The organism is Limosilactobacillus vaginalis DSM 5837 = ATCC 49540 (genome assembly GCF_000159435.1).
GTDB classification, from domain to species: Bacteria; Bacillota; Bacilli; order Lactobacillales; family Lactobacillaceae; genus Limosilactobacillus; species Limosilactobacillus vaginalis.
The window spans coordinates 188,010-212,895 of the sequence record NZ_GG693413.1; the positions used below are offsets into that span (position 1 = coordinate 188,010).

The window sequence follows — 24,886 nt, forward strand, 5'->3', positions numbered from 1 at the left end:
TTCCGTTCCGTCAGGCGCATGAAATTGTGGGTGAGTTAGTTCTTCAAGGATTAAAGATGGGGACTAACTTAAGCGACATTCCATTAAATAAATACCAGGAAATTAATCCAAAAATTCAGAAAGACGTTTACGAATGCTTGAAACCAAAAGTGGCTGTGGAACGGCGACAGTCACTTGGGGGAACAAGCTTTACCCAAGTTCGTGAACAAATTAAGCAGGCTAAAGAACTTCTTGCTAATCATTAGCCATTGCTTGCATAAAGGAATAAAATAGCCAAAGAATGATTTTAACGGCGAGTCATTCTTTGGCTGTTTTTGTTATGATATAATGTGCTAAGGATCTACTTATATTAACTAAGAGGAGCTATTTTAATTGGTAGAAAATAACGAAGAAATTGAGCAAACATTTCAAATCAGTAGTCCAGAATCTGAGGTTGCTTTATTAGGGATTCAAGATAAGTTCGTCTCCTTATACGAACAAGGAATGAATGTTACCGTTAACCCCTTTGGCGACAATTTAAAGATCAAGGGATTGCCTGAGGATGTTAAATTAACTGCAGATGTTTTTCATGCCTTACTGGACTTAAGTGAACAGGGGATCCACCTTCATAGCACGGATATTGTCAGTGCAATGAAGATGGCCCATCGGGGGACGTTAAATTACTTCGCTGATCTTTACAGTGAAACGATTATTCGAGATCGTCGAGGTCGTTCCATTCGGGTAAAGAACTTTGGTCAGCGACAGTACGTTAACGCTATTAAACATAACGATATTACTTTTGGAATTGGCCCAGCTGGTACCGGGAAAACTTACCTAGCCGTTGCAATGGCAGTGGCAGCACTTAAGCGTGGTGAAGTTGAACGGATTATTTTGACTCGACCAGCAGTTGAAGCGGGTGAAAGTCTTGGTTTTCTTCCTGGGGATCTTCAGGAAAAGATCGATCCGTACTTGAGGCCAATTTATGATGCATTAAATGATATTTTCGGAGCGGATCATACCCAACGACTGATGGAGCGGGGAGTAATCGAGATTGCGCCACTGGCTTATATGCGTGGTCGAACTTTGGATGGCGCTTTTGTTATTCTTGATGAAGCCCAAAACACCACTAATGCACAAATGAAGATGTTTTTGACCCGACTGGGATTTGGCTCAAAAATGGTAGTCAATGGTGATATTTCCCAAATTGATTTACCACATGGCACCCGTAGCGGTTTAATAAGTGCAGAACGAATTTTGAAGGACATTAAATCAATTAAATTCGTTCAGTTTACGGCAGAAGACGTTGTGCGGCACCCGGTTGTTGCTCGGATTATCAATGCTTATGAAACCAATGCAACGCAACGGTTAATCAAACGAGACGAAGAAACGGAAGCGGCAACGAAGAAGAAGGCCGAGAAAAAGGATTAGCTTATGGAATTAGAAATATTTGATCATACTTCAGAAAAAGTTAGTACAGCCCATATCGAATTAATTAAAAAAATCCTTGATTTTGCGGGAAATAAATTAAAATTAGCTGATGATACTGAAATGTCAGTAACCTTAGTCAATAACCCTGAAATCAGGGAATTAAATTCTCGGTATCGGCACGTTGATCGTGCAACCGATGTGCTCAGTTTTGCCGCTGAGGAATCTGGTAATGAGACGCCAATTATTTTGGCCCCCGAATTAGCGGCTGAATTACCGGTAAACCTTGGTGATCTCTTTATTTCAATTGATAAGGTTGCTGAACAAGCTAAGTTTTTAGGTCACTCCTTTGACCGAGAACTGGGTTTCCTTGTTGTTCATGGCTTCCTTCATTTAAATGGCTATGATCATGAGCAGCCAGAGGACGAAAAGAAAATGTTTACATTACAACGGGAGATATTAGATCAGTATGGCCTCAAAAGATAGTCGGCAAACAGAAAAAAACCACCACTTGATTCAAGCAATGGGACACGCAATGGACGGTATTTTTGATGTTATTTCACAAGAACGGAATATGCGTTATCACCTTACGGCCGCAATAGTGGTTGTTATTTTAGGCTTCTTGTTGCGGGTTGATCGGTTGGAATGGCTATGGCTTCTTCTTGCGATCTTAGTCGTCTTTTCGGCTGAATTCTTGAATACGGTCACTGAAGCAGTAACAGATTTACTTGGTGAGCATCATTATGATGTTAATGTTAAGAAGGCAAAGGATGTTGCTGCGGGTGGCGTATTAATTACTGCTATTTTTGCTGTTTTAGTGGGACTAATTATCTTTTTACCAAGGATAATAAAGTTATTAGGTTATTAGGAAGGAAGAAAAAAGAATGGATAATCCAAATTATAAGTCCGGCTTTGTTGCTTTGATTGGACGACCAAATGTTGGTAAATCAACGTTCTTGAATTACGTAGTTGGTCAGAAAGTTGCGATTATGAGTAATGTTGCCCAGACGACCCGGAACAAGATCCAGGGAATTTATACTACTAATGATGCTCAAATAGTTTTCATTGATACTCCTGGAGTGCATAAACCACAAACAAAACTGGGTGACTTTATGGAAAAGTCCACTTTGTCAGCTCTTGATGAAGTAGATGCTGTATTGTACCTGGTTTCAGCTACTGAGGATCGTGGCCCGGGAGATGACTTTATCATTAACCGGTTGAAGAACGTTAAGCAGCCAATCTTTTTGGTAATTAATAAGATTGATCAGGTTAACCCAAATGACTTGCCAGAAATAACTGCACAGTATAAAGATGCATTGCCGTTTGCCGGAATTTACCCAATTTCAGCCCTTCAGGGAAATAATGTTAGCCCACTAATTAATAAGTTAATTGAAACCCTGCCTAATGGTCCACAATATTACCCTAGCGATCAAATTAGCGATCACCCCGAACGGTTTGTAATTGCGGAAATGATTCGGGAAAAGGTCTTTGAATTAACTCGACAAGAAGTTCCCCATTCAGTAGCAATTGACGTGACCTCTGTTAAACGGGAAGATGATGAGCATGTTCACATCTCTGCCAATATTATTGTTGAACGTCCTGGGCAGAAGGGAATTATTATCGGTAAGAAGGGACAAATGCTGAAAAAGATCGGCACCAAGGCCCGGCAAGATATTGAACACCTTTTGGGCGATAAGGTCTTCCTTCAATTGTGGGTAAAGGTTGTCCCTGATTGGCGAGATAAGTCAGCAATGCTTAAAGATTATGGTTACCGTAATAAGGATTATTAATTGAAGGGATGAGCCCCAATGAGTCGGATTACCACTGATTTTAGGGGAATAATAATGTTTCGCCGTGATTATCGTGAGCGGGATCTCCTAGTAAAAATCTTAACTGATAAGATTGGTCCGGCAATGTTCTTTGTTAAGGGAGCAAAAAAACGGGGATTTCGGCTGGCTGCAGATATTTTGCCTTTTACTCATGGTGAATATATTGGTTCATTAACTGATAATGGATTGAGTTTTATTAATACTGCAAGTGATACCAGTCAGTATCGTTCCATTGCCAGTGATATTAGTAAAAATGCATATGCTACATACATATTGGCGTTAGTCGACAGTGCATTTCAGGATGGTCAGGGGATTGGCGGCTGGTTTAACCAGGTTGCAGCAGCTCTTGACCTGATAAACAGCGGCCTTGATGAGCAAGTAATTGCCAATGTGATCGAAACACAATTACTAGTTCGCTTTGGAGTTGCGCCAACCTGGGATCGTTGTGTTATTTGTGGTCGTGATGATTTGCCGTTAGATTTTTCTGAGCAGTATGGGGGAATGCTTTGTCGAAATCATTGGCATCTTGACGAGCGACGGCTGCACCTTGATCAGCGAACAGTTTATTATTTGCAACGTTTTTCAACTTTAAACCTTCAAAAGCTCAATTCCATTAAGATTAATTCTACGACAAAACGCCGACTGCAATTTGTGCTGGACTCGTTGTATGATAATGAAGTTGGCTTGAATTTAAAAAGTAAAAAATTCATTCGTCAAATGGGGCAGTGGGAAGAGAAATTAAAAAAATAGTGATTTAGTAATTGACATTTAGGAAATGTTTATCTATCATAAGTCACGTATAAAAATATATTTACAGCAACGACAAAGAAAAAACTAATGCTGGCTAATGTGAAGCGACAAAGGGAGAGTGCAAGCCTTTGAGTTAGTCTATTAGTGGGGCACTTTAGCAGCTGTATTAACTAAGCTGTTTTGTAGTAATACAAAAAAGCAGGGTGGAACCGCGAAATTAATTCGTCCCTGTAGAAATTAGTCGCAGACTAGTTTCTACAGGGACTTTTTTGAAAGGAAGAGTCAATATGTCTGATAAGTTAAGTGTTCAAGATATTATATTTACACTTGAAAAGTACTGGGCAAAACAAGGTTGCATGTTAATGCAGGCTTATGATAATGAAAAAGGGGCAGGGACAATGAGTCCATATACCTTTTTACGGGCAATTGGTCCCGAACCATGGAATGCCGCTTACGTTGAACCATCGCGGCGTCCTGCTGATGGTCGTTATGGTGAAAACCCTAACCGGTTGTACCAACACCACCAATTTCAAGTAATTATGAAGCCGTCTCCTGATAACATTCAGGACCTTTACTTAGGAAGTTTACGTGAATTGGGAATCGATCCGCTTGAGCATGATATTCGTTTTGTTGAAGATAACTGGGAAAACCCTTCAATGGGGTGTGCCGGTGTTGGTTGGGAAATCTGGCTTGATGGGATGGAAGTTACCCAATTTACCTATTTCCAAGTAGTTGGTGAATTACCAATGAATCCAGTGGCTGCCGAAGTTACTTATGGTCTTGAACGACTAGCCGAATATATTCAAAACGTTGATTCTGTTTACGATCTCGAATGGGCAGACGGGGTGCTCTATGGTGATATCTTTAAGGAACCAGAATACGAGCATTCAAAGTATGCCTTTGAAGAAAGTAACCAGGATATGTTACTAGCAGAGTTCAATAATTATGAGACTGAGGCAAAACGCCTAATTAAGCTTGGTTTGGTTCACCCTGCATATGACTATGTTCTTAAATGTAGCCATACTTTTAACTTATTAGATGCTCGTGGTGCAGTTTCCGTTACGGAACGTGCTGGTTACCTTCACCGGATCCGGATCATGGCCAAGTCGATTGCCAAGGCCTTCGTTGAGGAACGACGCAAACGAGGCTTCCCACTTATTCATGATGAAAAGCTTCGGCAAAAGACCTTAGACGAGTACACAAAGAAAGCTGAAAAAGCTAAGCAACGGGCTGCAAAGCAAGCTGCTAAAAAAGCAAAGAAAGCTCAAAAGGGGGACAAGTAACATGGCTAACTCATACTTATTAGAAGTCGGTGTTGAAGAAATGCCTGCCCATGTGGTAACGCCAAGTATTAAGCAGTTACATGAACGGGTAGCTAATTACCTTAAGGAACAACGGATTTCTTTTGACGAGATCCAAGAATTTGCAACCCCACGGCGGCTAGCCCTTTTGATCCATGGATTAAGCGACAAGCAACCTGATGTCGATGAATCCGTAAAGGGACCCGCAAAGAAGATTGCTCAAGATGCAGACGGCAATTGGACTAAGGCTGCAATTGGCTTTACTCGTGGACAAGGTGCATCGGTAGACGATATTGAATTTAAGGAAGTCAAGGGCGTTGAATATGTTTTTGTTGAAAAGCATATCAGTGGTAAGCCAGTAGCTGAAGTTCTTCAAGGACTACCAGACGTAATTACTTCAATGAACTTCCCAACCTTGATGAAGTGGGGATACAATAACCTTCAATTTATCCGGCCAATTCGCTGGTTGGTTTCTCTTTTGAACGACCAAGTGGTTCCGTTTAAGATTCTTGATGTTGAAGCGGGACGAATTACTCGTGGTCACCGTTTCCTTGGCCATGAGGTTGAGTTAAAACAAGCAACTGATTACGAAAAGTCATTGCATGATGATTTTGTAATCGGTGATCAGACAAAGCGTAAGCAGTTAATTGAGAAACAAATTGATAAGATTGTTTCCGCTAATGATTGGGTAATTGATACGGATCCAGACTTACTAGAAGAAGTTAATAACTTAGTTGAATGGCCAACCGCTTTTGCTGGCTCATTTGATAAAAAGTACCTGGTTCTGCCGAATGCCGTTTTAATTACTTCAATGAAGGATAACCAACGTTTCTTCTATCTTCGTGATCACGAGGGTAATCTCTCACCAAACTTTATTGCAGTTCGTAATGGTAATACTGACTACCTAGAAAATGTGATTAAGGGGAATGAACGGGTCTTGGTACCACGGTTGGAAGACGCTAAATTCTTCTATGAAGAGGACCAAAAGATTAGTATTGATGAATACGTTGAACGATTAAAGCGGGTTAGTTTCCATGATAAGATCAGTTCGATGTACGATAAAATGCAACGGGTTGCTATAATTGCAGCAGTTCTTGGCAAACGGCTGAACTTTAGTGACGAAGAATTAGCTGATCTCGATCGGGCAGCGCATATTTATAAGTTTGACCTAACAACTCAAATGGTTGGTGAGTTTGCTGAATTACAAGGTGTCATGGGTGAAATTTATGCCAAGCTCTTCGGTGAAAAGCCTGCTGTTGCTCAAGCAATTCGGGAACATTATATGCCGGTTTCAGCTGAAGGAGATCTACCTGAGAGTAAGATTGGCGCTGCCTTAGCAATTGCTGATAAGCTTGATAGCATTATGAGCTTCTTTGCTGTTGACATGATTCCAAGTGGTTCCAATGATCCATATGCATTACGACGTCAAGCGTTTGGGATTGTGCGGATTATTGCTGACAGCAATTGGCATTTACCGCTCTTAAATATCCAGCCAGAAATTGTTAAGGCCTTTGATGAGGCTGGACTGGATGTTGATATTGACATTAGCAAGAATGCGGCTCAGGTTCGTTCCTTCTTTATGGATCGGATTCACCAGTTATTGAGTGGTCAACACATGAAACATGATGTGATTGATGCTGTTACTGATACCCAATCTGCTGATATTGAAAACGTTCTGGATGCTGCAAATGCAATCAAAGCTCATCATGACGATGAAAACTTCAAGGGTGTTGTTGAAGCATTAACTCGGGTATTACGGATTGCTAAGAAGGGGAATAACGACTCTTCCGTAAAGGTTGACCCAAGCTTATTCCAAAACCCATCAGAACAGAAGCTCTACGATGCCGTTAACGACTTAGTTGATAAGAGCTCACAAAGAACGGTTGAAGATAACTTTGCTGCTCTACGGTCATTGGCACCGATTATTAGTGAATACTTCGATGAGAACATGATCATGGATAAGGATGAAAATGTAAAGAATAATCGTTTGACTCAGCTGGGAATTCTTGCTCGGCAAACGTACCTGATTGGTAACTTAGATAAACTGATTGTTAAATAAGCCTTTTTGATTGTATTATTGATGACTTGTGGTATCATATATATTAGTTAATTTTGGCTAAATAGTTATGGAGGTCGCATTCCGCAGGGGTTGCGGCCTTTCGTAGCTGTTCTAGTATTAGTGGGGGTGTCAGCTAGTGGCAAGAATACCATCAGAGGTCATCGATCGAATTCGTGATTCCGTGGATATTAGTGATGTAATTGGTCACTATGTACAATTACACCAATCAGGAAAGGGATTTGTTGGCCTTTGTCCATTTCATGAGGAGCAGACTCCTTCTTTTTCCGTTAACGAACAGAAACAATTTTTTTACTGTTTTGGTTGTGGCCGTGGGGGAAACGTGTTTCAATTTTTAATGGAATTAAAACATATTCCGTTCACAGAGGCCGTTGCCGAAGTCGCCCAACTGGCTAATGTTGATCTACCTTCTCAATACCTCAATAACGGTGATAGAAGTATTCACCAAGAGAATAATACTCCTAATGGTAAGTTGATGGTAATGCATGAAGAGGCCGCAAAGCTATACCATCATATTCTTATGAATACTCCTGCTGGTGCTCAAGCCTTAAAGTATTTGAAAGGGCGGGGGATGACCGATGAGCTAATTAATGACTTTAATCTAGGATTTGCTCCGGAACAACGAATTTTGAAGCCGTTTTTGGAGCAAAAGATCAATGATTATCAGTTGTTACGAAAATCAGGTCTTTTTGTAGAAGATAATAATGGCGGCCTTCACGACCGGTTTGTCGATCGGGTGATGTTCCCACTTCGTAACCAAAATGGTCGGGTGATTGGCTTTTCTGGGCGGGTAATCGGTAAAGTACCTGCAGACACGCCCAAGTATTTAAATAGTCCCGAGACACCGATTTTTAATAAGCGTCGCACCCTCTTTAATTTTGATATTGCTCGCAAGGAGGCTCGGGGAACATCAAAAATATACCTTTTTGAAGGGTTTATGGATGTTATTTCTGCTTATAGCGCTGGAGCTAAGAATGGTGTTGCCTCGATGGGAACGAGCCTGACTGAAGAACAGGTTGGCATTCTTGGCCGGGCAGTTAGACAAGTCGATATTTGCTATGATGGTGATTCTGCTGGTCAGAACGCGATTGATCGCGCAGTGACACTTTTTCGGGATCATCAGCCACAGGGAATGCAACTACGTGTCGTTCAATTACCAGCAGGAATCGATCCAGATGAATATGTTCAACAAAATGGTGCTGATAAGTTTGCCAAATATCTAGTTGATCAAGAAGAAACACCGGTTGATTTTTATTTACGTTTTTATCGGTTGAATAAGAACCTTAACAACCAAACCGAGCTGATTTCGTACTTAGAACAATCCCTAAAGCTTCTAGCCACTCTTTCGTCGTCATTGGAACAGGATATGTACCTTACGCAGCTTGCTAAGGAGTTTGATCTTGATAAGGCAACGTTAAAGAGTCAATTACAAGATATTAGTCGGCGTTTAGGAGGAAGAAAACGCCACTCCCAACCAGCATCATTACCGCAAAATGAGGGAAGTTCTTCGGGATTTTCGGTGGGGCCGGGACCGGCTAGTTCGCCAGCACTACAGCGGAATCCCATTAAGCGGACTGAGCTAGCAGAGCAGTTACTATTAAGGTACATGTTCCATGATCAGGAAGTTTGGGATCATGTAGCGGCAATAAATGATTTTCACTTTGCACATGAACGCTATCAAACGTTATACTTATTAGCGGAGAGTTATTTTTCTGAGCATGGGGAGTATTCAGCTGCCGGATTAATGGATTACCTTAAGGAAGATAGCTTACGTTCAACTCTTGGTCAAATTGAGCAGTTAAACGTTGATGATGTAGTTAATATGCAACTTATTGATGATTGTGTTCAATTGATTCAGGAACAGATTCCCTTGTCACAAAAGATCAAAGAACTGCAATCACAGATTAGAGAAGCTAGTTCATTAAATAACAGTGAACTAGCAACCCAGTTAACAATGAAGTTAATAAAACTTTTAAAGAAGCAACAAGAATTAAAAGCGGAGGAGACCAATTAATATGGCAAAAAGCAAAAAGAAAGAAATCGTCATTTCAAATAGTGATAACTTCGATCAAAAAAAGTATGATACCGCTGTTGGTAAGTTAATTCGTACTTACAAGAAGCGCAAACACATTAAGTATGATGATCTGACCGAACTTGTTGCTAAACCATTTGAATTGAATGCTGACGGGATTGATAACCTACTTCAAAACGTTGAAGATTCAGGAATCAGTGTTGTTGATGAAAACGGTGATCCTGATCCGCGAGCATTAATGGCCACCGAAAAGCTATCCCAAAAAGCGATGAAGGATACTTCGGCTCCAACTGGAGTAAAGATTAATGACCCAGTACGGATGTACTTGAAAGAAATTGGTCGGGTAAACCTGTTAAGTGCTGACGAAGAAGTTGCTCTTGCTCTCCGGATTGAACAAGGCGATGAAGAAGCTAAACAAGAACTTGCTGAAGCCAACTTACGGTTAGTTGTTTCCATTGCTAAGCGGTATGTTGGTCGGGGGATGCAATTCCTTGATTTGATTCAAGAAGGTAACATGGGGTTGATGAAGGCCGTTGAAAAGTTCGATTACCGGCGGGGCTTCAAGTTCTCAACTTATGCTACTTGGTGGATTCGTCAAGCGATTACTCGGGCCATTGCTGATCAAGCGCGGACCATTCGGATTCCGGTTCACATGGTAGAAACGATTAATAAGCTGATCCGGATTCAGCGACAACTGCTTCAGGATTTGGGGCGTGAACCACTTCCAGAAGAAATCGGTGCTGAAATGGATATGCCAACTGAAAAGGTAAGAAATATTCTTAAGATTGCTCAAGAACCGGTTTCCCTTGAAACACCAATTGGTGAAGAGGACGACTCACACTTGGGAGACTTTATTGAAGATCAGGATGCAACTAGTCCAGCCGATCATGCTGCTTATGAAATGATGAAGAAGCAACTGGAAAATGTCCTTGATACATTAACCGACCGGGAAGAAAACGTCCTTCGTCTTCGATTTGGTCTTGATGATGGTCGTACCAGGACACTTGAAGAAGTTGGAAAAGTCTTTGGTGTTACTCGTGAACGGATTCGGCAGATTGAAGCTAAGGCATTACGGAAACTACGCCACCCATCTCGTTCAAAGCAGTTAAAGGATTTTCTTGAATAATGGAAGCTGGGAATTAACTTTCTCGGAGGGACGGTTGACTAATCTAGAACGATGAATGATGATGAAATCATCAGAGTCATTCGTAATTAGGCTCGAGTCCCTCAGTTACGATACGAAGTGAGCCTATTTGGATTCCCGTAATTAGTTTCTGTAAGTTCGGAAACTATTGGTAAATAAAAGGAGCAGGAAGAATATTTTATTTTTTCTGCTCCTTTTTGTTTTTAAATCCTTTTAAAACTTTATTTTATTAATCAATTTTAAGCAAATGCCTATTAAATTAAATAATTCTAAGAAAAAGATTAAAATCACCTTGACTTTAGGATAACTTACACAGTACACTTAAATTGTTTAAGTTTTAAGGATTTAAACTTAATTATATTTATAATGTTCAATTGTTAACAAGGAGGAACCATTATAATGCCAAAGTTGTCATCAGATTTAACAGGTACTATTAACCATAAATTAGCTGCAACATCGCCCTCTGGGATCCGGGCATTTGATCGCTCAGTTTCTAATATTCCCGGAATCATTAAGTTAACCCTTGGTGAACCAGATATGAATACCCCTGAGCACGTTAAACAAGCTGCGATTAAGAGTATTCAAGATAATGATTCCCATTATGCACCACAAATGGGGAAACCAGAACTACTTGAAGCGATTTCTAAGTATGTTGAGCGTACTCGTGGCGTTAAGTACGACCCTGAAAGTGAAATTGTGGTAACCGTTGGTGCGACAGAAGCATTAGCATCAACCCTTTTTGCATTATTAAATACTGGTGATAAGGTAATTATTCCAACGCCAGTATTTGCGCTTTACTTCCCATTAGTAGCAATGACCGGTGCTACCCCAATTCAAGTTGATACTTCAGCAGACGGCTTTGTGCTAACCCCTGAAAAACTTGAAGAGGTATTGCAAAAGGAAGGCCATGGTGCGCGTGCGGTTCTCCTAAACTACCCAAGTAATCCTACTGGTCGTGAATACCCTCAAGAAACTTTGGAAGGGTTAGCTAAGGTAATAGCAAAACATCACTTGTACGCTATCGCTGATGAAATTTACAGTGATCTTGTTTACGGGGTTAAACATTATTCATTAACCTCAATGATTCCTGAACGAACAATCTTCATTTCAGGACTATCGAAGTCTCATGCAATGACTGGTTATCGTTTAGGATACGTTGCCGGTCCCCAAGAGATTATGGGAAGTATTGGTAAGATGCACGCCTTCTTGGTAACGACTGTCACTGACAATGTTCAGGCAGCAGCTGTTGAGGCGCTTAATAATGGTCAGGAAGATCCGGTTGAATTCCGTAAGACCTATGAAAAGCGTCGTGACTTTGTTGTTGCTGGACTACGCGCTCTCGGTTTCGAAATGTCAACACCAGAAGGAGCATTCTATATCTTTGCTAAGATTCCAGAATCATTTGGTAAGGATGATGTTAAGTTTGCTACTGAATTGGCTCATCAAGCGAAAGTCGGCGTTACTCCAGGAAGTGCATTTGGTGCTGGGGGCGAAGGCTATGTTCGTCTTTCATATGCTTCTTCCGATGAGGATCTTAAAGAGGCTCTTAACCGGATTGGTAAGTTTGTAAAAGAATTGAATTAGTTAATAATTAGGCTGAAATTTAATGGGGAGGATAATGATAAAGTCATTTTTGGCTTTATTGTTGTCCTCCTCTTTGGTTAAACATTTGCTATACTTATATATAAAGAAATGTTGAGAGGAAATGGTATAGTGGATGCACAAAATTTATCCCAGCGTTTAACAACGGTTGCTAAATTTGTTCCTCAAGGAGCACGAGTAGCCGATATTGGGTCAGACCATGGCTACTTGCCAGCAGCATTAGCATTGCAAGGTCAGATTGAATATGCAGTTGCTGGTGAAGTTGTAAGGGGTCCCTATGAAAATGCCGTCAGCGAGATTAAAAAACTAGCCTTAGCAAAGATTATTCAAGCACGACTAGCTGATGGGCTAGCAGCAATTAAAGATAGCGATCACATCAATACAATTACAATTGCTGGTATGGGTGGAGCATTAATTACCCAAATTCTGGATGCTCATCCGGAAAAATTAGCTGGGGTAACCCGATTAATTTTACAGCCGAATGTTGGTGAGGCTCGTTTAAGAGAATGGTTAATGAACCATCAATTTCAGATTATGGCTGAAAGAATGGTTGCCGAAGATGGTCATATTTATGAGGTGATCGTTGCTGAACCGTCAACTGTTCCTTTTCGCTATAGTAAGTATGAATTAACTTTTGGACCGTTCTTGCTTGAACAGCATTCTCCTGTATTTACCAAAAAGTGGCAGGATGAGTTGCAACGGCAGGAAGGTGTCCTCCAACAAGTTAAACAAGCTAGTAAACCACCAGTTGCTAAAATTAAGCAACAGGAGGAATACATTAGCTTGATAAAGGAGGTCCTTAATTAATGACGACAGGAAATGAATTGATTCAGCGTTTTGAACAATTTGCGAGTCCGCAATTGGCGGAAAGTTGGGATAACCCCGGATTGCAATTAGGGAATCCTGATCGACCGATTAAACGATTAATGACTACTCTTGATGTTCGACCAGAAGTTGTCCAGGAAGCAATTAAGCAAGATGTCGATTTTATTTTTGCTCACCACCCGGTAATGTTTCATCCCGCAAAGAATTTGAATACTCGAATTCCGCAAAATGAAATGTATGCGCAACTGCTTAGCCATGGAATTACAGTGTATGCTGCTCATACTAATTTAGATACAGCTAACGGAGGAATGAATGATTGGTTAGCGGCTAAATTACGGCTAACTAATTTGGAACCGCTTGTTGAAGCCGGCACTGATCCTGTATCTGGGCAACCAGTTGGGATGGGAAGAATTGGAACATTAAATGGTTCGATGACTGTCAGAGAATTTGCTCAGTATTGTATGCGAATCTTCAATGTTAATGGGTTACGGTGGTTAGCTGCACCAACGGATATGGATAAGCCAATTCACCGGGTCGCAGTTCTTGGCGGTGCTGGTCAAGACTTCTGGCAAAGTGCAGTGAAGAAAGGCGCAGACGCTTATGTTACGGGAGACGTTACCTATCATTTCGGTCATGATATGGTTGCTAATCATTTAATGGTAGTTGATCCCGGCCATCATATTGAGGCAATTTGTGAACCACGCTTGGCTAAACTTTTTGAACAATGGAAGCAGGAAAATAAGTGGGACTTTACCATTGTTCAGAATAAGATAAATACTGATCCGTTTAATTTTATGGTTAATAATGAAGGGAAGAATTAATAATGACAGAAGAAAAATATGAAGGCTTATTGCCACGCTTCTTAAAGTATGTAAAGACGGAAACCCGTTCTAATCCTGATTCAGATACTGTTCCTTCTGACCCTAAGGAAACGGCTTTCTTAAAGGAATTAGAAACAGAACTAAAAGATTTGGGGTTAAGTAATGTTCACATAAACCCTAAGTGTTCTTATGTTTACGCTACAATTCCAAGTAACTTAGACCATGATGTTCCAACAATTGGCTATATTTCCCACGTTGATACGGCAGATTTCAATGCGCATAATGTTAATCCACAAATTGTTGAAGATTACGATGGTCAAAGCGATATTCAATTGGATGATGATGGTGAATTTGTATTATCACCGGCAGAATTTCCTAATCTAAAGAATTATCAGGGTGATACACTGATTACGACTGATGGCTCAACCTTACTTGGCGCAGATGATAAGTCAGGAGTTGCCGAAATTATGACAATGGCAGCTTACTACATGAAGCATCCAGAAATTAAGCATGGTGAGATTAAGATTGGGCTTGGACCAGATGAAGAAATTGGTACTGGGGCTGATCACTTCGACGTTAACGATTTTGGCGCTGACTTTGCTTATACTGTTGATGGCGGTCCATTAGGCGAATTGGAGTATGAAACCTTTAACGCTGCTCAAGCAGAAATTGAAATTTCTGGGAAGGATGTTCATACTGGAGTCGCTAAGGGAACAATGGTTAATGCCATTCAAGTTGCAATCGATCTTCACAATAGTTTGCCAGCTCATGAACGGGCTGAAAAAACTGAAGGACGAGAAGGATTCTTCCACCTCTATAAGTTTGATGGTAGTGTTGATCATGCACGGATGGTTTACCTTATCCGTGACCATGATCGGGAAACCTTTAAAGAACGAAAGCACCTATTAGAACGGATCGTTGATGGCTTAAATACTGAATTAGGTAGTAAGCGAATCAGCATGAACCTGTACGACCAATACTATAACCTCAAAGATGCTTTAGAGGGGAAAATGGAGTCAGTTGAAATTGCCAAAAAGGCGATGGAAGAATTAGATATTAAGCCAGTAATCTATCCGGTTCGTGGTGGTACTGATGGCTCAACTATTTCTTATAAGGGCTTACCAACACCAAACCTGTTTGCCGGTGGAGAAAATATGCACAGTCGATTTGAATATGTTTCCCTGCAAACAATGGAAAAGGCACTGGATGTTCTTCTTAAGATTAATGAATTAAATAGTTCAAACTAATGAATATTTATTAGAAATTGGCATTACGGACAATAAAGTACACAAATAACGCTTGCAATTGGACTCGGTGAGTTCAGAAATTAATAAATATCAATAGAAGGTGAGAAAAACATTTCGCGTTTTCTCACCTTTTTTAGTAATTATTCAGTTTAACCTTGCATTTAAGCAGATAGTTCGGTAAGATATCAATTGTTCTTAATAGTAATTATTACTCTTAAAGGAGAGAAGAATGAAGAGATATTTTATCGGTGTGGGGTGCCTAGTTAGTCTATTACTTGTTATTTTAGTCTTGTCTTGGATCCCGTTTAAGACGCACGATGTTGATAAAAAGCCGATTCAGGTAGTAACTAGTCTCAATTTTTATGGGGAAGCATCTAAGCAGGTTGCTGGAAAGTACGGTAAGGTAACGTCAATTATTGATAATGCCTCGGTTGATCCTCATGATTACCAACCAGGAACCGTTCAGGCAAAACAAGTAGGGGATGCTAACGTGGTGGTTGAAAATGGCTTAGGTTATGATGAGTGGTTAAACAAGGTTGTTAAATCTAGTAGTCATCGTCATTCGCAAAAAGTGATTAATGTTGGCCAATTAATGGGAAAACACTCGGGTGACAATAAGCACTTATGGTATGAACCAGCAACGATGAAGAAATTGGCCCAACAATTAGCTAATCAGTATAGTCAACTTGATCCGGCTCACCGTGATTACTATCAGAAAAACGCTCAAGAGTATATAAATTCTTTGAAGCCGTTAGATCAAGAAATCGCAAAAATTAAGGCAAATGTTAACTCGGGAAATAATAAGGTTGCGGTTAGTGAGCCAGTCTTTGATTATTCATTAGCAGCGCTTGGTTACCAGGTAGTGGATCAGCATTTTGAAAAAGTAATTGAAGATGGTAATGATCCATCGCCACACGATATTCAACAACTACAATCTGTAATAAAAAATCATGAGATCGCCTTTTTTGTCGAAAATTCTCAAACTAGTGATCATGTCGTTAATGGATTAGTAAAGTTAGCCCGCAAAAATCATGTTCCGGTGCTTAAGGTAACAGAAACTAAGCCAAATAATGCTAAAAATTATCAGGAATGGATGCTTTCGCAATATCGGAATCTTTCACGAATTCAGCAGGGAGAAAAGTAAAAATGTCAATTGTTACAGTTAATGATTTAACGGTTGCCTATGGTAATCATCAAGTAATTGATAACTTAAGCTTTAATATTAATCTGGGAGATTTTCTTGTAGTTATCGGTGAAAATGGGGTTGGTAAAACAACCCTTGTTCGCTCAATGTTGGGTTTTATTAAGCCGCAAAAGGGTGAAATAATAATTAGTCCGCAAACCAAAATTGGCTATGTTCCGCAATTCCGGAATATTGATCAGGAATATCCGCTTTCAATTCGCGATTTTATTGCGTTGAATGTTCAACATAGCTTTCTCCCGTGGTTGAGAACGAGTGAACGCCAGCGTGTGGACGAAATAATTAGCCAAACTAACTTGCAAAAGATTGCTGACCGGCCGCTAGGGTTAGCGTCAGGTGGTGAAAAGCAGCGGGCATACTTAGCTCAGGCACTGCTTCCCAACCCTAGCTTACTAATCCTTGATGAGTCAACTGCAAGCTTGGATAATGAAATGAAGTATGAATTGTTGGACCTTGTTACCCGCTTTCAACAGCAGGGGTTAAGCGTAATGTTTGTTACTCATGATTGGGACCTGGCCCAGCATTATGGAACCCGTTTTCTTCAAATGACCGGGGATGGTTATTTGACCGGTCCAATTAATGAACTTCCTCGCCCAGAAAAGGAGGCTGAGTAATGTTAACGCTTAGTTTTATGCGGCATGCCTTTGTTGCTAGTACCTTTATTGCAATAGTTAGCGGCTTTGTTGGTGTTTTTGTTGTTGCCAGAAACCTTTCCTTTTTAACTCATACCTTGTCGGAAATTGGCTTTGCCGGAGGAGCATTTGCCGTCTTTATTGGCTGGCCGGTCTTAAACGGAATGATCCTTTTCACAATGCTTAGTTCGATTCTTGTTGGTCAAATGAGTATTAAAGAATCCCGCCGTGAAGCAGTAACGAGTGCAGTCTCCGCTCTTTTTATCGGCTTGGGAATCCTTTTTCTTTCTTTAAGTAGTGCGAATGCTAGTTCAGCAACTAATATCTTATTTGGAAGTGTTGTCGGGATTAACCTAACTGAGGTTTGGCAATTAATATACCTATCTATCGTTGTTATCTTAATAATCTTTGCAGTTTACCGCCAGTTAAAGTTCACTTCGTTTGACGCTATTGGTGCACGAGTAAGCGGACTTAATGCTGCACTATATTCAGTTATTTTCTTAATTGTTTTAGCGCTGAGCGTGAGTGTGGCAGCACAAATAGTTGGTTCGTTGTTAATTTTTATCTTATTAACCCTACCGGCAGCTAGTGCGAAATATTTCACTCATGGAGTTGCTAAGATGATCGGTTTAGCGATCCTCTTTTCTCTTTTAGGAACCTGGTTGGGGCTATTTCTTGGTTACTTAACTAATTGGCCAGTTAGTTTCTTTATTGCGGTGATTGAAGTTGGAATTTATTGCTGTGCTCTAGTTAAACAAAAACTTAGCGGGGCGGCATAATAAAAAGAACCAGGAAAGCTAGCCTTCCTGGTTCTTTTTATTAGTTCTTTTAGAAATTAGTTTTTTGATGGATCAGCTTTTCGTGTGATGAAGTATACACAGTTAGCGGCAACTAAACCGAATACAACGGCCAAAATACCAGTCAGTAGGTAATCTGGGGTCATTGTTTCTAGTTGGCTATCAATGTAAGCTAAGATCTCACCTAAAATGAGAGCAATGACACCAGCACCGATGTTTGCTTCTAATAGTTTCACTCGGAACATCTCCTTATCCATCTCAATTAAAATAATTTTAACACTTACTAAATAATCTCGCTAGCCTTTCACAGCATTATTTAACGACATTTGTTATAATTTCTTAATGAAAGGGGGATGAATCAAGGTGGATTTTGTACCGCTCCAAGTAAAAAGTAGCTTTTCTCTGTTAAGAAGTCCAATTCGCATTAATGAATTGGTCACAACTGCAAAAGAACGCGGCTACTCTGCAATTGCATTGACTGATAAGAACGTCTTATATGGGGCAATTGATTTTTACAACGCCGCTAAAAAAGCAGGTATTAAACCAGTAATCGGCTTGCAATTAACAATTGCGTTAAACAATGTTGACGGGACTAACCTGGAATTGCTGTTTTTGGCTAAAGATCGCGCAGGGTACCAAAATTTAATGGAGCTTTCCACTCGTCAACAAACGAGTGATCGTGATACGCTTCCGTTAACTTTTGAACAGATTAAGCCGTTTCTTTCGTCGCTATACGTTATTATTCCACCACAATCGACAGTTTTTAGTTGGTTAAAGGCCGAGGATACAGTTGTTAATCTTCTTCACGAAAGCACTGATCAGGATAGTCTCCTTTTAGGAATTAATCCCCAGTTAGACCAAATTCAACGCTCAACATTGACCCAGCTAGCAGCGAGTCATTCCCTGCCACTAGTAGGGGTCAGTCCAGTCGAATATTTGAATGCAGATGATTTGTTTGCCAGTAAGGTCCTTCAGGCAATTGATGCTAATACTCAGTTAGAAAAAGTTGAAGAAAAAGCTAAAGAACTTGGAAAGGACTACCTTCAACCCCAGGCAGATATTTTAAGGGCCTACCAAGCAGTTAATCTTGAGCAAGCGGCTGACAAGACGGTTGAAATTGCAGTAAAATGTAATATTGACTTTGAATTTAAGCAGCCAATTCTCCCGCACTTTGATACGCCAACGGGGAAATCTTCTGCTGAATATCTTCGTTACTTATGTATTGAAGGGCTAAAAAAACGGCAGATTGCGCCAGGCTTAAAACTAGTTGACTACCAAAAAAGGTTAGCTAAGGAACTAAAAGTAATCCATGAAATGGGATTTGATGACTATTTCCTGATTGTTTGGGACGTAATGCGTTTTGCTCACCGGACAAAAATTACAACAGATCCGGGAAGGGGATCAGCCGCAGGATCATTAGTAGCGTATGCTTTAGCAATCACTGATATTGATCCGCTGCAATATAATCTTTTATTTGAACGGTTTCTTAATCCTGAACGAGCTCAAATGCCGGATATTGACCTTGATATTCCTGATAATCGGCGAAGTGAGGTTCTTGAATACGTCCACCAGAAGTATGGACATAATCGAGTTGCCCAAATTATTACTTTTGGGACACTAGCAGCCAAACAGGTTATTCGTGATGTAAGTCGGGTCTTTGGATTAAATCGTTACGCAATTAATGAATTAACAGGAGCACTCCCCCATGGCTTGCACATTAGTCTGGCAGGGAGCTTGAAAGAATCCCAGCGGTTACGCAACCTTCTGAATGATCACCCAGAATACCGATTACTATACCGAGTGGCACAAAAATTGGAAGGACTTCCTCGCCATTACTCAATCCATGCAGCGGGGATTGTTTTATCCGAGAAGCCGCTTCATGAAATTGTTCCTCTGCAGAACGGGAGTGAAGGGTTATTGATGACTCAGTTCCCAAAGGATACCGTAGAGGCATTGGGGCTATTAAAGATGGATTTCCTTGGCTTGCGAAATCTTTCAATAATGGACAATAGCCTAAAATTAATTCGTCAGCGAAATCCACAGTTTGATCTTTCAAAGATCTCATTAGCGGATTCTAAAACGTTAGCTCTTTTCCAAAAAGGGTTGACTGATGGTGTATTCCAATTTGAGTCAGCGGGAATTAGGGAAGTATTAGTTAATCTTCATCCTGATAGTTTTGAAGATATTGTTGCGGTCAATGCACTTTATCGACCAGGTCCGCTTGAGAATATTCCTCACTTTATTGCTCGTAAACAGGGAAAAGAGCATTACCAGTTGCCTGATCCATCACTAGAACCAATCTTGGGGGCAACGTATGGCATCTTAGTCTACCAGGAACAGGTAATGCAGCTGGCATCGGTAATGGCAGGATTTAGTTTGGGTGAAGCCGATCTTTTGCGTCGTGCGATGAGTAAGAAGAAGCGTGCGACAATGGAGGGGATGCGGGCTAAATTCATGAATGGCGCCCAAGCAAATGGTTATTCGGCAGAATTGGCAAAACGGGTTTTTAACTACATTGACCAGTTTGCTAACTATGGCTTTAATCGATCACACGCGGTTGCCTACTCAAAGATGGCTTTCCAAATGGCTTACCTAAAAGCTAATTATCCTGCAGAATTCTTTACCGCGTTGATGAATGCCGAACCGAATGTTGATAAATTAAAGATGCATGTTCAGGATGCCCGTCGTTCAGGCGTGAAGCTAGTGGGCCCCCGGATTAACGAAAGCCAACAGCAGTTTTCACTATCCCAGAATCAATTATTCTTCGGCTTGACTGCTATAAAGGGGCTTCGTCGTGACTTTATTCGTGAAATTCTTCAAGAACGACAGCAAAATGGTCCCTATAAGGACATTCGCAATTTCATTTCTCGCTTAGCTAGTAAATGGCAAAAGCCGGAATTAATTGCGCCGTTGATTTATGCAGGTGCGTTTGATGATCTCGGCTATAACCGTGCTGAAATGATTGATGCGTTACCAATGCTGATCTCCGGAATTCAATTATTTAGCAGTACTAATGAGCTGGAAGCAGATCCGGAATTGCAGTCCACAATCGCTGCTCGCCAAGAGTATCCGTTAACGGAGCGCTTAGCAAAGGAAAATGAATATTTAGGAGTTTATCTTTCAGGACATCCGGTGACCCAGTATCAAGATCTAGCAATTAAGTATCGAGTCCAACCAGCAAGTCAGCTCCGTCCTGGTCAAACCGTTACGATATTAATGTTAATTAACCGGGTGAAAACAATTCACACTAAAAAGGATCATCGTCAAATGGCGTTCCTATCAGGAACAGATCAAACTGGTGAAATTGAGGCCACGGTCTTTCCGCGACAATATACCCGATATCAATCATTATTGAAGAGTAATCAGGTAGTAATGATTAATGGACATACGGAGCAACGAGAGGGCCATGGACTTCAGGTAATTGTTGATCAGATTCGTGACGCTAATGAATTGCGTCAACGCCAACACCATACCCAACAGCGGTGGTTCTTGCGGATTTTGCCAGAAAATGACAACCAGCAAGTTCTGCAACGGCTTTATCAGTTTATGACGTCTCATCGGGGCCCTATTCCAGTTATTATCTACTACCCTGAAAATGACCAAAAAAAGATTCAACCGCAATCACGGTGGCTGAATTCGCAAACTGAAACGCGTCAGGGATTGATAAAAATTTTAGGCAAGGACAATGTTGTCCTTCAGAAAAGTCCTCAATAAGTTAATAAAATTAAGAGTTAATGAGATTTATTAAATGATAGCGTTTTCTTGATATCTTTTCACAAAAAAGTACAGACACGGATTTTAAAAAGTGCTATCATAAGGCTGTGCAAATGAGGTATGCGATTGCAAACCGCAGTTGATGCATAAATGCAAAGGAGAGATTCATTTATGAAGAAAACCAAGATTGTAAGTACACTTGGTCCTGCAAGTACAGATGTTGACACCATTGTTAAGTTGATTAATGCTGGTGCAAATATTTTCCGGTTTAACTTCTCACACGGTGACCACCCAGAACACTTGGGTCGGATGGAAAACGTTAAGAAGGCCGAAGAAATTACTGGTAAGCACGTTGGTTTAATGCTTGATACCAAGGGTGCTGAAATTCGGACCACTGTTCAAAAGGAAGGTAAGATTAACTACGAAATCGGCGACAAGGTTCGTATTTCCATGGATCCTTCAATCGAAGGTACTCATGACAAGATTGCCGTTACTTACCCAGGCCTTTACGATGATACTCATGTTGGTGGCCACGTCCTCTTCGATGATGGTTTGATTGACATGTTGATCGACGAAAAGGATGAAGAACACAAGGAACTTGTTTGCCATGTTCTTAACCATGGTGTACTTGGTTCTCGGAAAGGTGTTAACGCTCCTGGTGTTTCCATCAACTTACCAGGAATTACTGAAAAGGATAGCAGTGATATCCGCTTCGGTTTGGATAACAAGATTAACTACATTTCAGCTTCATTCGTTCGTAAGGCTCAAGATGTTCTTGATATCCGTGAACTCCTTAAGGAAAAGAACATGGAAGACGTTCAAATCTTCCCTAAGATTGAATCACAAGAAGGTATCGACAACTTTGAAGAAATCATTGAAGTTTCTGATGGTTTGATGGTTCCTCGTGGTGACATGGGTGTTGAAATTCCTGCTGAAAATGTGCCAATTGTTCAAAAGCACATGATCAAGCGTTGTAACGAATTAGGTAAGCCAGTTATTACTGCTACCCAAATGCTTGACTCAATGCAAGAAAACCCTCGTCCAACTCGTGCCGAAGTTTCTGACGTTGCTAACGCTGTCTTTGACGGTACTGACGCAACCATGCTTTCTGGTGAAAGTGCTAACGGTGACTACCCTGTTAAGTCAGTTGCAATGATGAACGCTATTGACATCAAGGCTGAAAACCACCTTTGGGAATTTGGTACTGAAACATTTGATTGGGACAAGTCAGATGTTACTGAAACAATCGGTTCAGCCGTTGCTAATGCAGCTAAGGACTTAGACATCCACACTATTGTTGCCTACACTGCTTCAGGTTACACTGCTAAGATGATTTCTAAGTACCGTCCTAACGCTGACATCGTTGCACTTACACCTAACGAACGGGTAGAACGCGGTCTTATGATCAACTGGGGTGTTCAACCATACGTTGTTGATGAAATGAGCAATACTGATAAGATGTTCGACTTGGCTGCCAAGAAGGCTGTAGAACTTGGTTTTGCTAAGAAGGGTGACAAGATTATCGTTGTTGCCGGTGTACCTTTGGGTGTTAAGGGTGCTACTAACATGATGCGGATTAAGACTATTGACTAATTAAGTCTTATAAAGCTATCAGAATAATAAAAGAAGTTGAGAGAAACTCTCAGCTTCTTTTTTTGTTTCCTATAATACTAGTAAAATTAGTTAGAGCCGTGTAAAATTATTTATTAGTAAAATGAAATCGGATTAATGAAAGTGGGATTAGTTGATGAATTCAGCATTAGGAAAAGTTGTTACAGCAGTAATGATTGATGAAAACGAAAAGGATTACTTTATCCAACCAGACCGTAACGGGCAAACATATCGCTTACCGAAAGATGAGAGTCCCCAAGTTCTCCATATTGGTGGGCAAGTTCGGGGGTTTGTCTACGAAAATGAAGATCACCAACTACAAATGACGTGTAAGCATATCCCAACTGTTCAGGTAGATCATTATGATTACGGGACTGTTGTTAGTGTTCGCCGGGATTTAGGGGTGTTTGTTGATATTGGTTTGCCAAATAAGGATATTGCAGTTTCATTAGATGATCTGCCATCATTAAAGCATCTGTGGCCACAACCGGGCGATCGGCTTCTCCTTGCACTTCAAGTGGATGATAAGGACCGGATTTGGGGCAAATTAGCAGATGAGCAAATTTATCAGGCTATTTCGACTGCTCCTAATAAACGGTTGTTGAATCGGGATGCTTATGCAACGGTTTATCGGCTAAAAATGAGTGGCACCTTTGTATTAACTGATGGTTATCATCTTGGTTACATTCATCCAAGTGAACGTGATCAGGAACCACGGCTTGGTCAACGAGTAAAAGCACGGGTGATTGGCCTTTCTTCTCATGGTGGGTTGAACCTTTCTCTTAAGCCACGAGCTTATCAAGCAATTAGCGAGGATGCTAAAATGCTCCTTGCAATGCTAGAGCATAATCCAAACCATCGCTTACCATATACTGATAAGACCGATCCAGGCGTAATTCGGGAAGTCTTTGGGATTAGTAAGGGACAATTTAAGCGAGCAATCGGGCACCTCTTGAAAGCCAACTTAGTAACTGAAGAAGAAGGGCAATTAGTTCTCCGAGAAAAGAAGAATGACAATGCAGGAAACAATTGATCACTTTATTGACTATTTAATGACTCAAAAGGGGCGTTCACAAAATACGAGGGAAAGTTACCGCCACGATTTAGAACGATGTGCAGCCTTTTTTACCGCTAGCGGGATTAATACTTGGCAGGAAGTAGATCAGTATGCGGTAATTAATGTTATTGCTGAAATGAAACGTGAAGATCGTGCTAGCACCACAATCAATAGGACGATTTCAAGCCTTCGCCAACTCTATCGCTATCTTTTACGCCGGCATGAGGTTCAGGTAAATCCAATGGACTATATTGATCTTGAAGAGGTAGCAACAAGGAAGGCCCCCGTAACATTATCCCAGCAGGAGATTGAGCAATTATTTGCGATCCCTGATACAACTACAGTTAATGGTTTGCGTGACCGAACATTGTTAGAATTAATGTATGGAACGGGAATGCTGGTTAGTGAACTAATAAACTTAAAGCGTTCGCAGGTCCATTTTGATTTACAAATTCTTCAGCTTCAAGATAATCCTCGTCATCAACGCATTGTTCCTCTTGGTAAAATAGCTAAGGAATGGTTGGCAAGATACCTTAGGGCAACAGCAGGTGATTCAAGTGATTATGTCTTTTTAAATGCTCGTGGTGGTCAAATGACGCGCCAGGGGGTTTGGAAAAACTTTAAGGAGATTGTTAGAAAATCCGGCCTATCAAAGAAAATCACATTGCAAACTCTTCGCCATACTTTTACTGCAGATTTATTAAAAAATGGTGCCAGTTGGCAAGCAGTTCAGACGCTACTTGGTCGAGAAACCGGTCGTGAAAGCTTTGAGTCATATATTCGTTTTAATACCCAAGAACTTGTGACAATTTATCGTCGCTGTCATCCACGAGCTTGAATTA

Annotated in this window: 21 protein-coding genes and 1 pseudogene; 21 read left to right on the forward strand and 1 reads right to left on the reverse strand. The window is 40.7% G+C overall.

The window, feature by feature from the left end; genetic code table 11:
* The 17 genes and pseudogenes from HMPREF0549_RS04090 to HMPREF0549_RS04170 all read left to right on the forward strand — a co-directional run.
* Positions 1-245 (forward strand): annotated as a pseudogene (locus tag HMPREF0549_RS04090) (argininosuccinate lyase); the annotation flags it as partial.
* Between the two features lie 127 nt (positions 246-372).
* Positions 373-1,407: a PhoH family protein gene (locus HMPREF0549_RS04095; RefSeq protein WP_003716987.1), complete on the forward strand. Its 1,035-nt coding sequence runs from the start codon at positions 373-375 to the stop codon at positions 1,405-1,407.
* 3 nt (positions 1,408-1,410) lie between these two features.
* Positions 1,411-1,890 (forward strand): rRNA maturation RNase YbeY, encoded by a 480-nt coding sequence (gene ybeY, locus HMPREF0549_RS04100; RefSeq protein ID WP_003716988.1) that lies wholly within the window; start codon positions 1,411-1,413, stop codon positions 1,888-1,890.
* A complete protein-coding gene (locus HMPREF0549_RS04105; RefSeq protein WP_003716989.1) occupies positions 1,874-2,272 on the forward strand; it encodes a diacylglycerol kinase family protein in 399 nt (132 codons plus the stop codon). Before ybeY ends, HMPREF0549_RS04105 begins: the two co-directional genes overlap by 17 nt.
* A 16-nt stretch (positions 2,273-2,288) precedes the next feature.
* Complete coding sequence (gene era / locus HMPREF0549_RS04110) at positions 2,289-3,194, forward strand: GTPase Era (RefSeq protein WP_003716990.1); 906 nt, start codon at positions 2,289-2,291, stop codon at positions 3,192-3,194.
* An 18-nt stretch (positions 3,195-3,212) separates the two neighbouring features.
* On the forward strand, positions 3,213-3,983 hold the full coding sequence (recO, locus tag HMPREF0549_RS04115) for a DNA repair protein RecO (protein WP_003716991.1): 771 nt from the start codon (positions 3,213-3,215) through the stop codon (positions 3,981-3,983).
* Positions 3,984-4,270: 287 nt separating this feature from the next.
* Entirely contained in the window at positions 4,271-5,266 is a 996-nt protein-coding gene (gene glyQ, locus HMPREF0549_RS04120; RefSeq protein ID WP_003716992.1) for a glycine--tRNA ligase subunit alpha, read from the forward strand.
* Between the two features lies 1 nt (position 5,267).
* A complete protein-coding gene (gene glyS / locus HMPREF0549_RS04125; protein ID WP_003716993.1) occupies positions 5,268-7,343 on the forward strand; it encodes a glycine--tRNA ligase subunit beta in 2,076 nt (691 codons plus the stop codon).
* A 136-nt stretch (positions 7,344-7,479) separates the two neighbouring features.
* Complete coding sequence (dnaG, locus tag HMPREF0549_RS04130; protein WP_040531147.1) at positions 7,480-9,375, forward strand: DNA primase; 1,896 nt, start codon at positions 7,480-7,482, stop codon at positions 9,373-9,375.
* 1 nt (position 9,376) lies between these two features.
* Entirely contained in the window at positions 9,377-10,519 is a 1,143-nt protein-coding gene (rpoD, locus tag HMPREF0549_RS04135) for an RNA polymerase sigma factor RpoD (protein ID WP_003716995.1), read from the forward strand.
* A 417-nt stretch (positions 10,520-10,936) separates the two neighbouring features.
* Positions 10,937-12,121 carry an aminotransferase class I/II-fold pyridoxal phosphate-dependent enzyme gene (locus HMPREF0549_RS04140; protein ID WP_003716996.1) on the forward strand — a complete coding sequence of 395 codons (1,185 nt, stop codon included), beginning with the start codon at positions 10,937-10,939 and terminating at the stop codon, positions 12,119-12,121.
* A gap of 129 nt (positions 12,122-12,250) precedes the next feature.
* Complete coding sequence (locus tag HMPREF0549_RS04145; protein WP_040531149.1) at positions 12,251-12,946, forward strand: tRNA (adenine(22)-N(1))-methyltransferase; 696 nt, start codon at positions 12,251-12,253, stop codon at positions 12,944-12,946.
* Entirely contained in the window at positions 12,946-13,785 is an 840-nt protein-coding gene (locus HMPREF0549_RS04150; RefSeq protein ID WP_003716998.1) for a Nif3-like dinuclear metal center hexameric protein, read from the forward strand. Before HMPREF0549_RS04145 ends, HMPREF0549_RS04150 begins: the two co-directional genes overlap by 1 nt.
* A 2-nt stretch (positions 13,786-13,787) precedes the next feature.
* Positions 13,788-15,032, forward strand: a complete 1,245-nt coding sequence (gene pepT, locus HMPREF0549_RS04155) for a peptidase T (protein ID WP_003716999.1) — start codon at positions 13,788-13,790, stop codon at positions 15,030-15,032.
* A gap of 229 nt (positions 15,033-15,261) precedes the next feature.
* Entirely contained in the window at positions 15,262-16,176 is a 915-nt protein-coding gene (locus tag HMPREF0549_RS04160; RefSeq protein WP_003717000.1) for a metal ABC transporter solute-binding protein, Zn/Mn family, read from the forward strand.
* 2 nt (positions 16,177-16,178) lie between these two features.
* Complete coding sequence (locus HMPREF0549_RS04165) at positions 16,179-16,847, forward strand: metal ABC transporter ATP-binding protein (RefSeq protein WP_003717001.1); 669 nt, start codon at positions 16,179-16,181, stop codon at positions 16,845-16,847.
* Positions 16,847-17,644, forward strand: a complete 798-nt coding sequence (locus HMPREF0549_RS04170) for a metal ABC transporter permease (RefSeq protein WP_003717002.1) — start codon at positions 16,847-16,849, stop codon at positions 17,642-17,644. Before HMPREF0549_RS04165 ends, HMPREF0549_RS04170 begins: the two co-directional genes overlap by 1 nt.
* A 56-nt stretch (positions 17,645-17,700) precedes the next feature.
* Here HMPREF0549_RS04170 and HMPREF0549_RS04175 read toward each other — a convergent pair whose 3' ends face one another.
* Complete coding sequence (locus HMPREF0549_RS04175; RefSeq protein ID WP_040531151.1) at positions 17,701-17,907, reverse strand: DUF2929 family protein; 207 nt, start codon at positions 17,905-17,907, stop codon at positions 17,701-17,703.
* A 118-nt stretch (positions 17,908-18,025) separates the two neighbouring features.
* On the opposite strand from HMPREF0549_RS04175, the gene dnaE reads away from it, so the two are divergent.
* The 4 genes from dnaE to HMPREF0549_RS04195 all read left to right on the forward strand — a co-directional run bounded on the left by dnaE (position 18,026) and on the right by HMPREF0549_RS04195 (position 24,882).
* On the forward strand, positions 18,026-21,376 hold the full coding sequence (dnaE, locus tag HMPREF0549_RS04180; RefSeq protein ID WP_003717004.1) for a DNA polymerase III subunit alpha: 3,351 nt from the start codon (positions 18,026-18,028) through the stop codon (positions 21,374-21,376).
* Between the two features lie 171 nt (positions 21,377-21,547).
* Positions 21,548-22,969 (forward strand): pyruvate kinase, encoded by a 1,422-nt coding sequence (pyk, locus tag HMPREF0549_RS04185; RefSeq protein WP_040531153.1) that lies wholly within the window; start codon positions 21,548-21,550, stop codon positions 22,967-22,969.
* Positions 22,970-23,123: 154 nt separating this feature from the next.
* Positions 23,124-24,020, forward strand: a complete 897-nt coding sequence (locus tag HMPREF0549_RS04190; protein WP_003717006.1) for a CvfB family protein — start codon at positions 23,124-23,126, stop codon at positions 24,018-24,020.
* The gene (locus tag HMPREF0549_RS04195) at positions 24,004-24,882 is read left to right on the forward strand and encodes a tyrosine-type recombinase/integrase (protein WP_003717007.1); all 879 of its coding nucleotides are present in this window, start codon (positions 24,004-24,006) and stop codon (positions 24,880-24,882) included. The genes HMPREF0549_RS04190 and HMPREF0549_RS04195 overlap by 17 nt, the downstream gene beginning before the upstream one ends.
* Positions 24,883-24,886 lie beyond the last annotated feature (4 nt).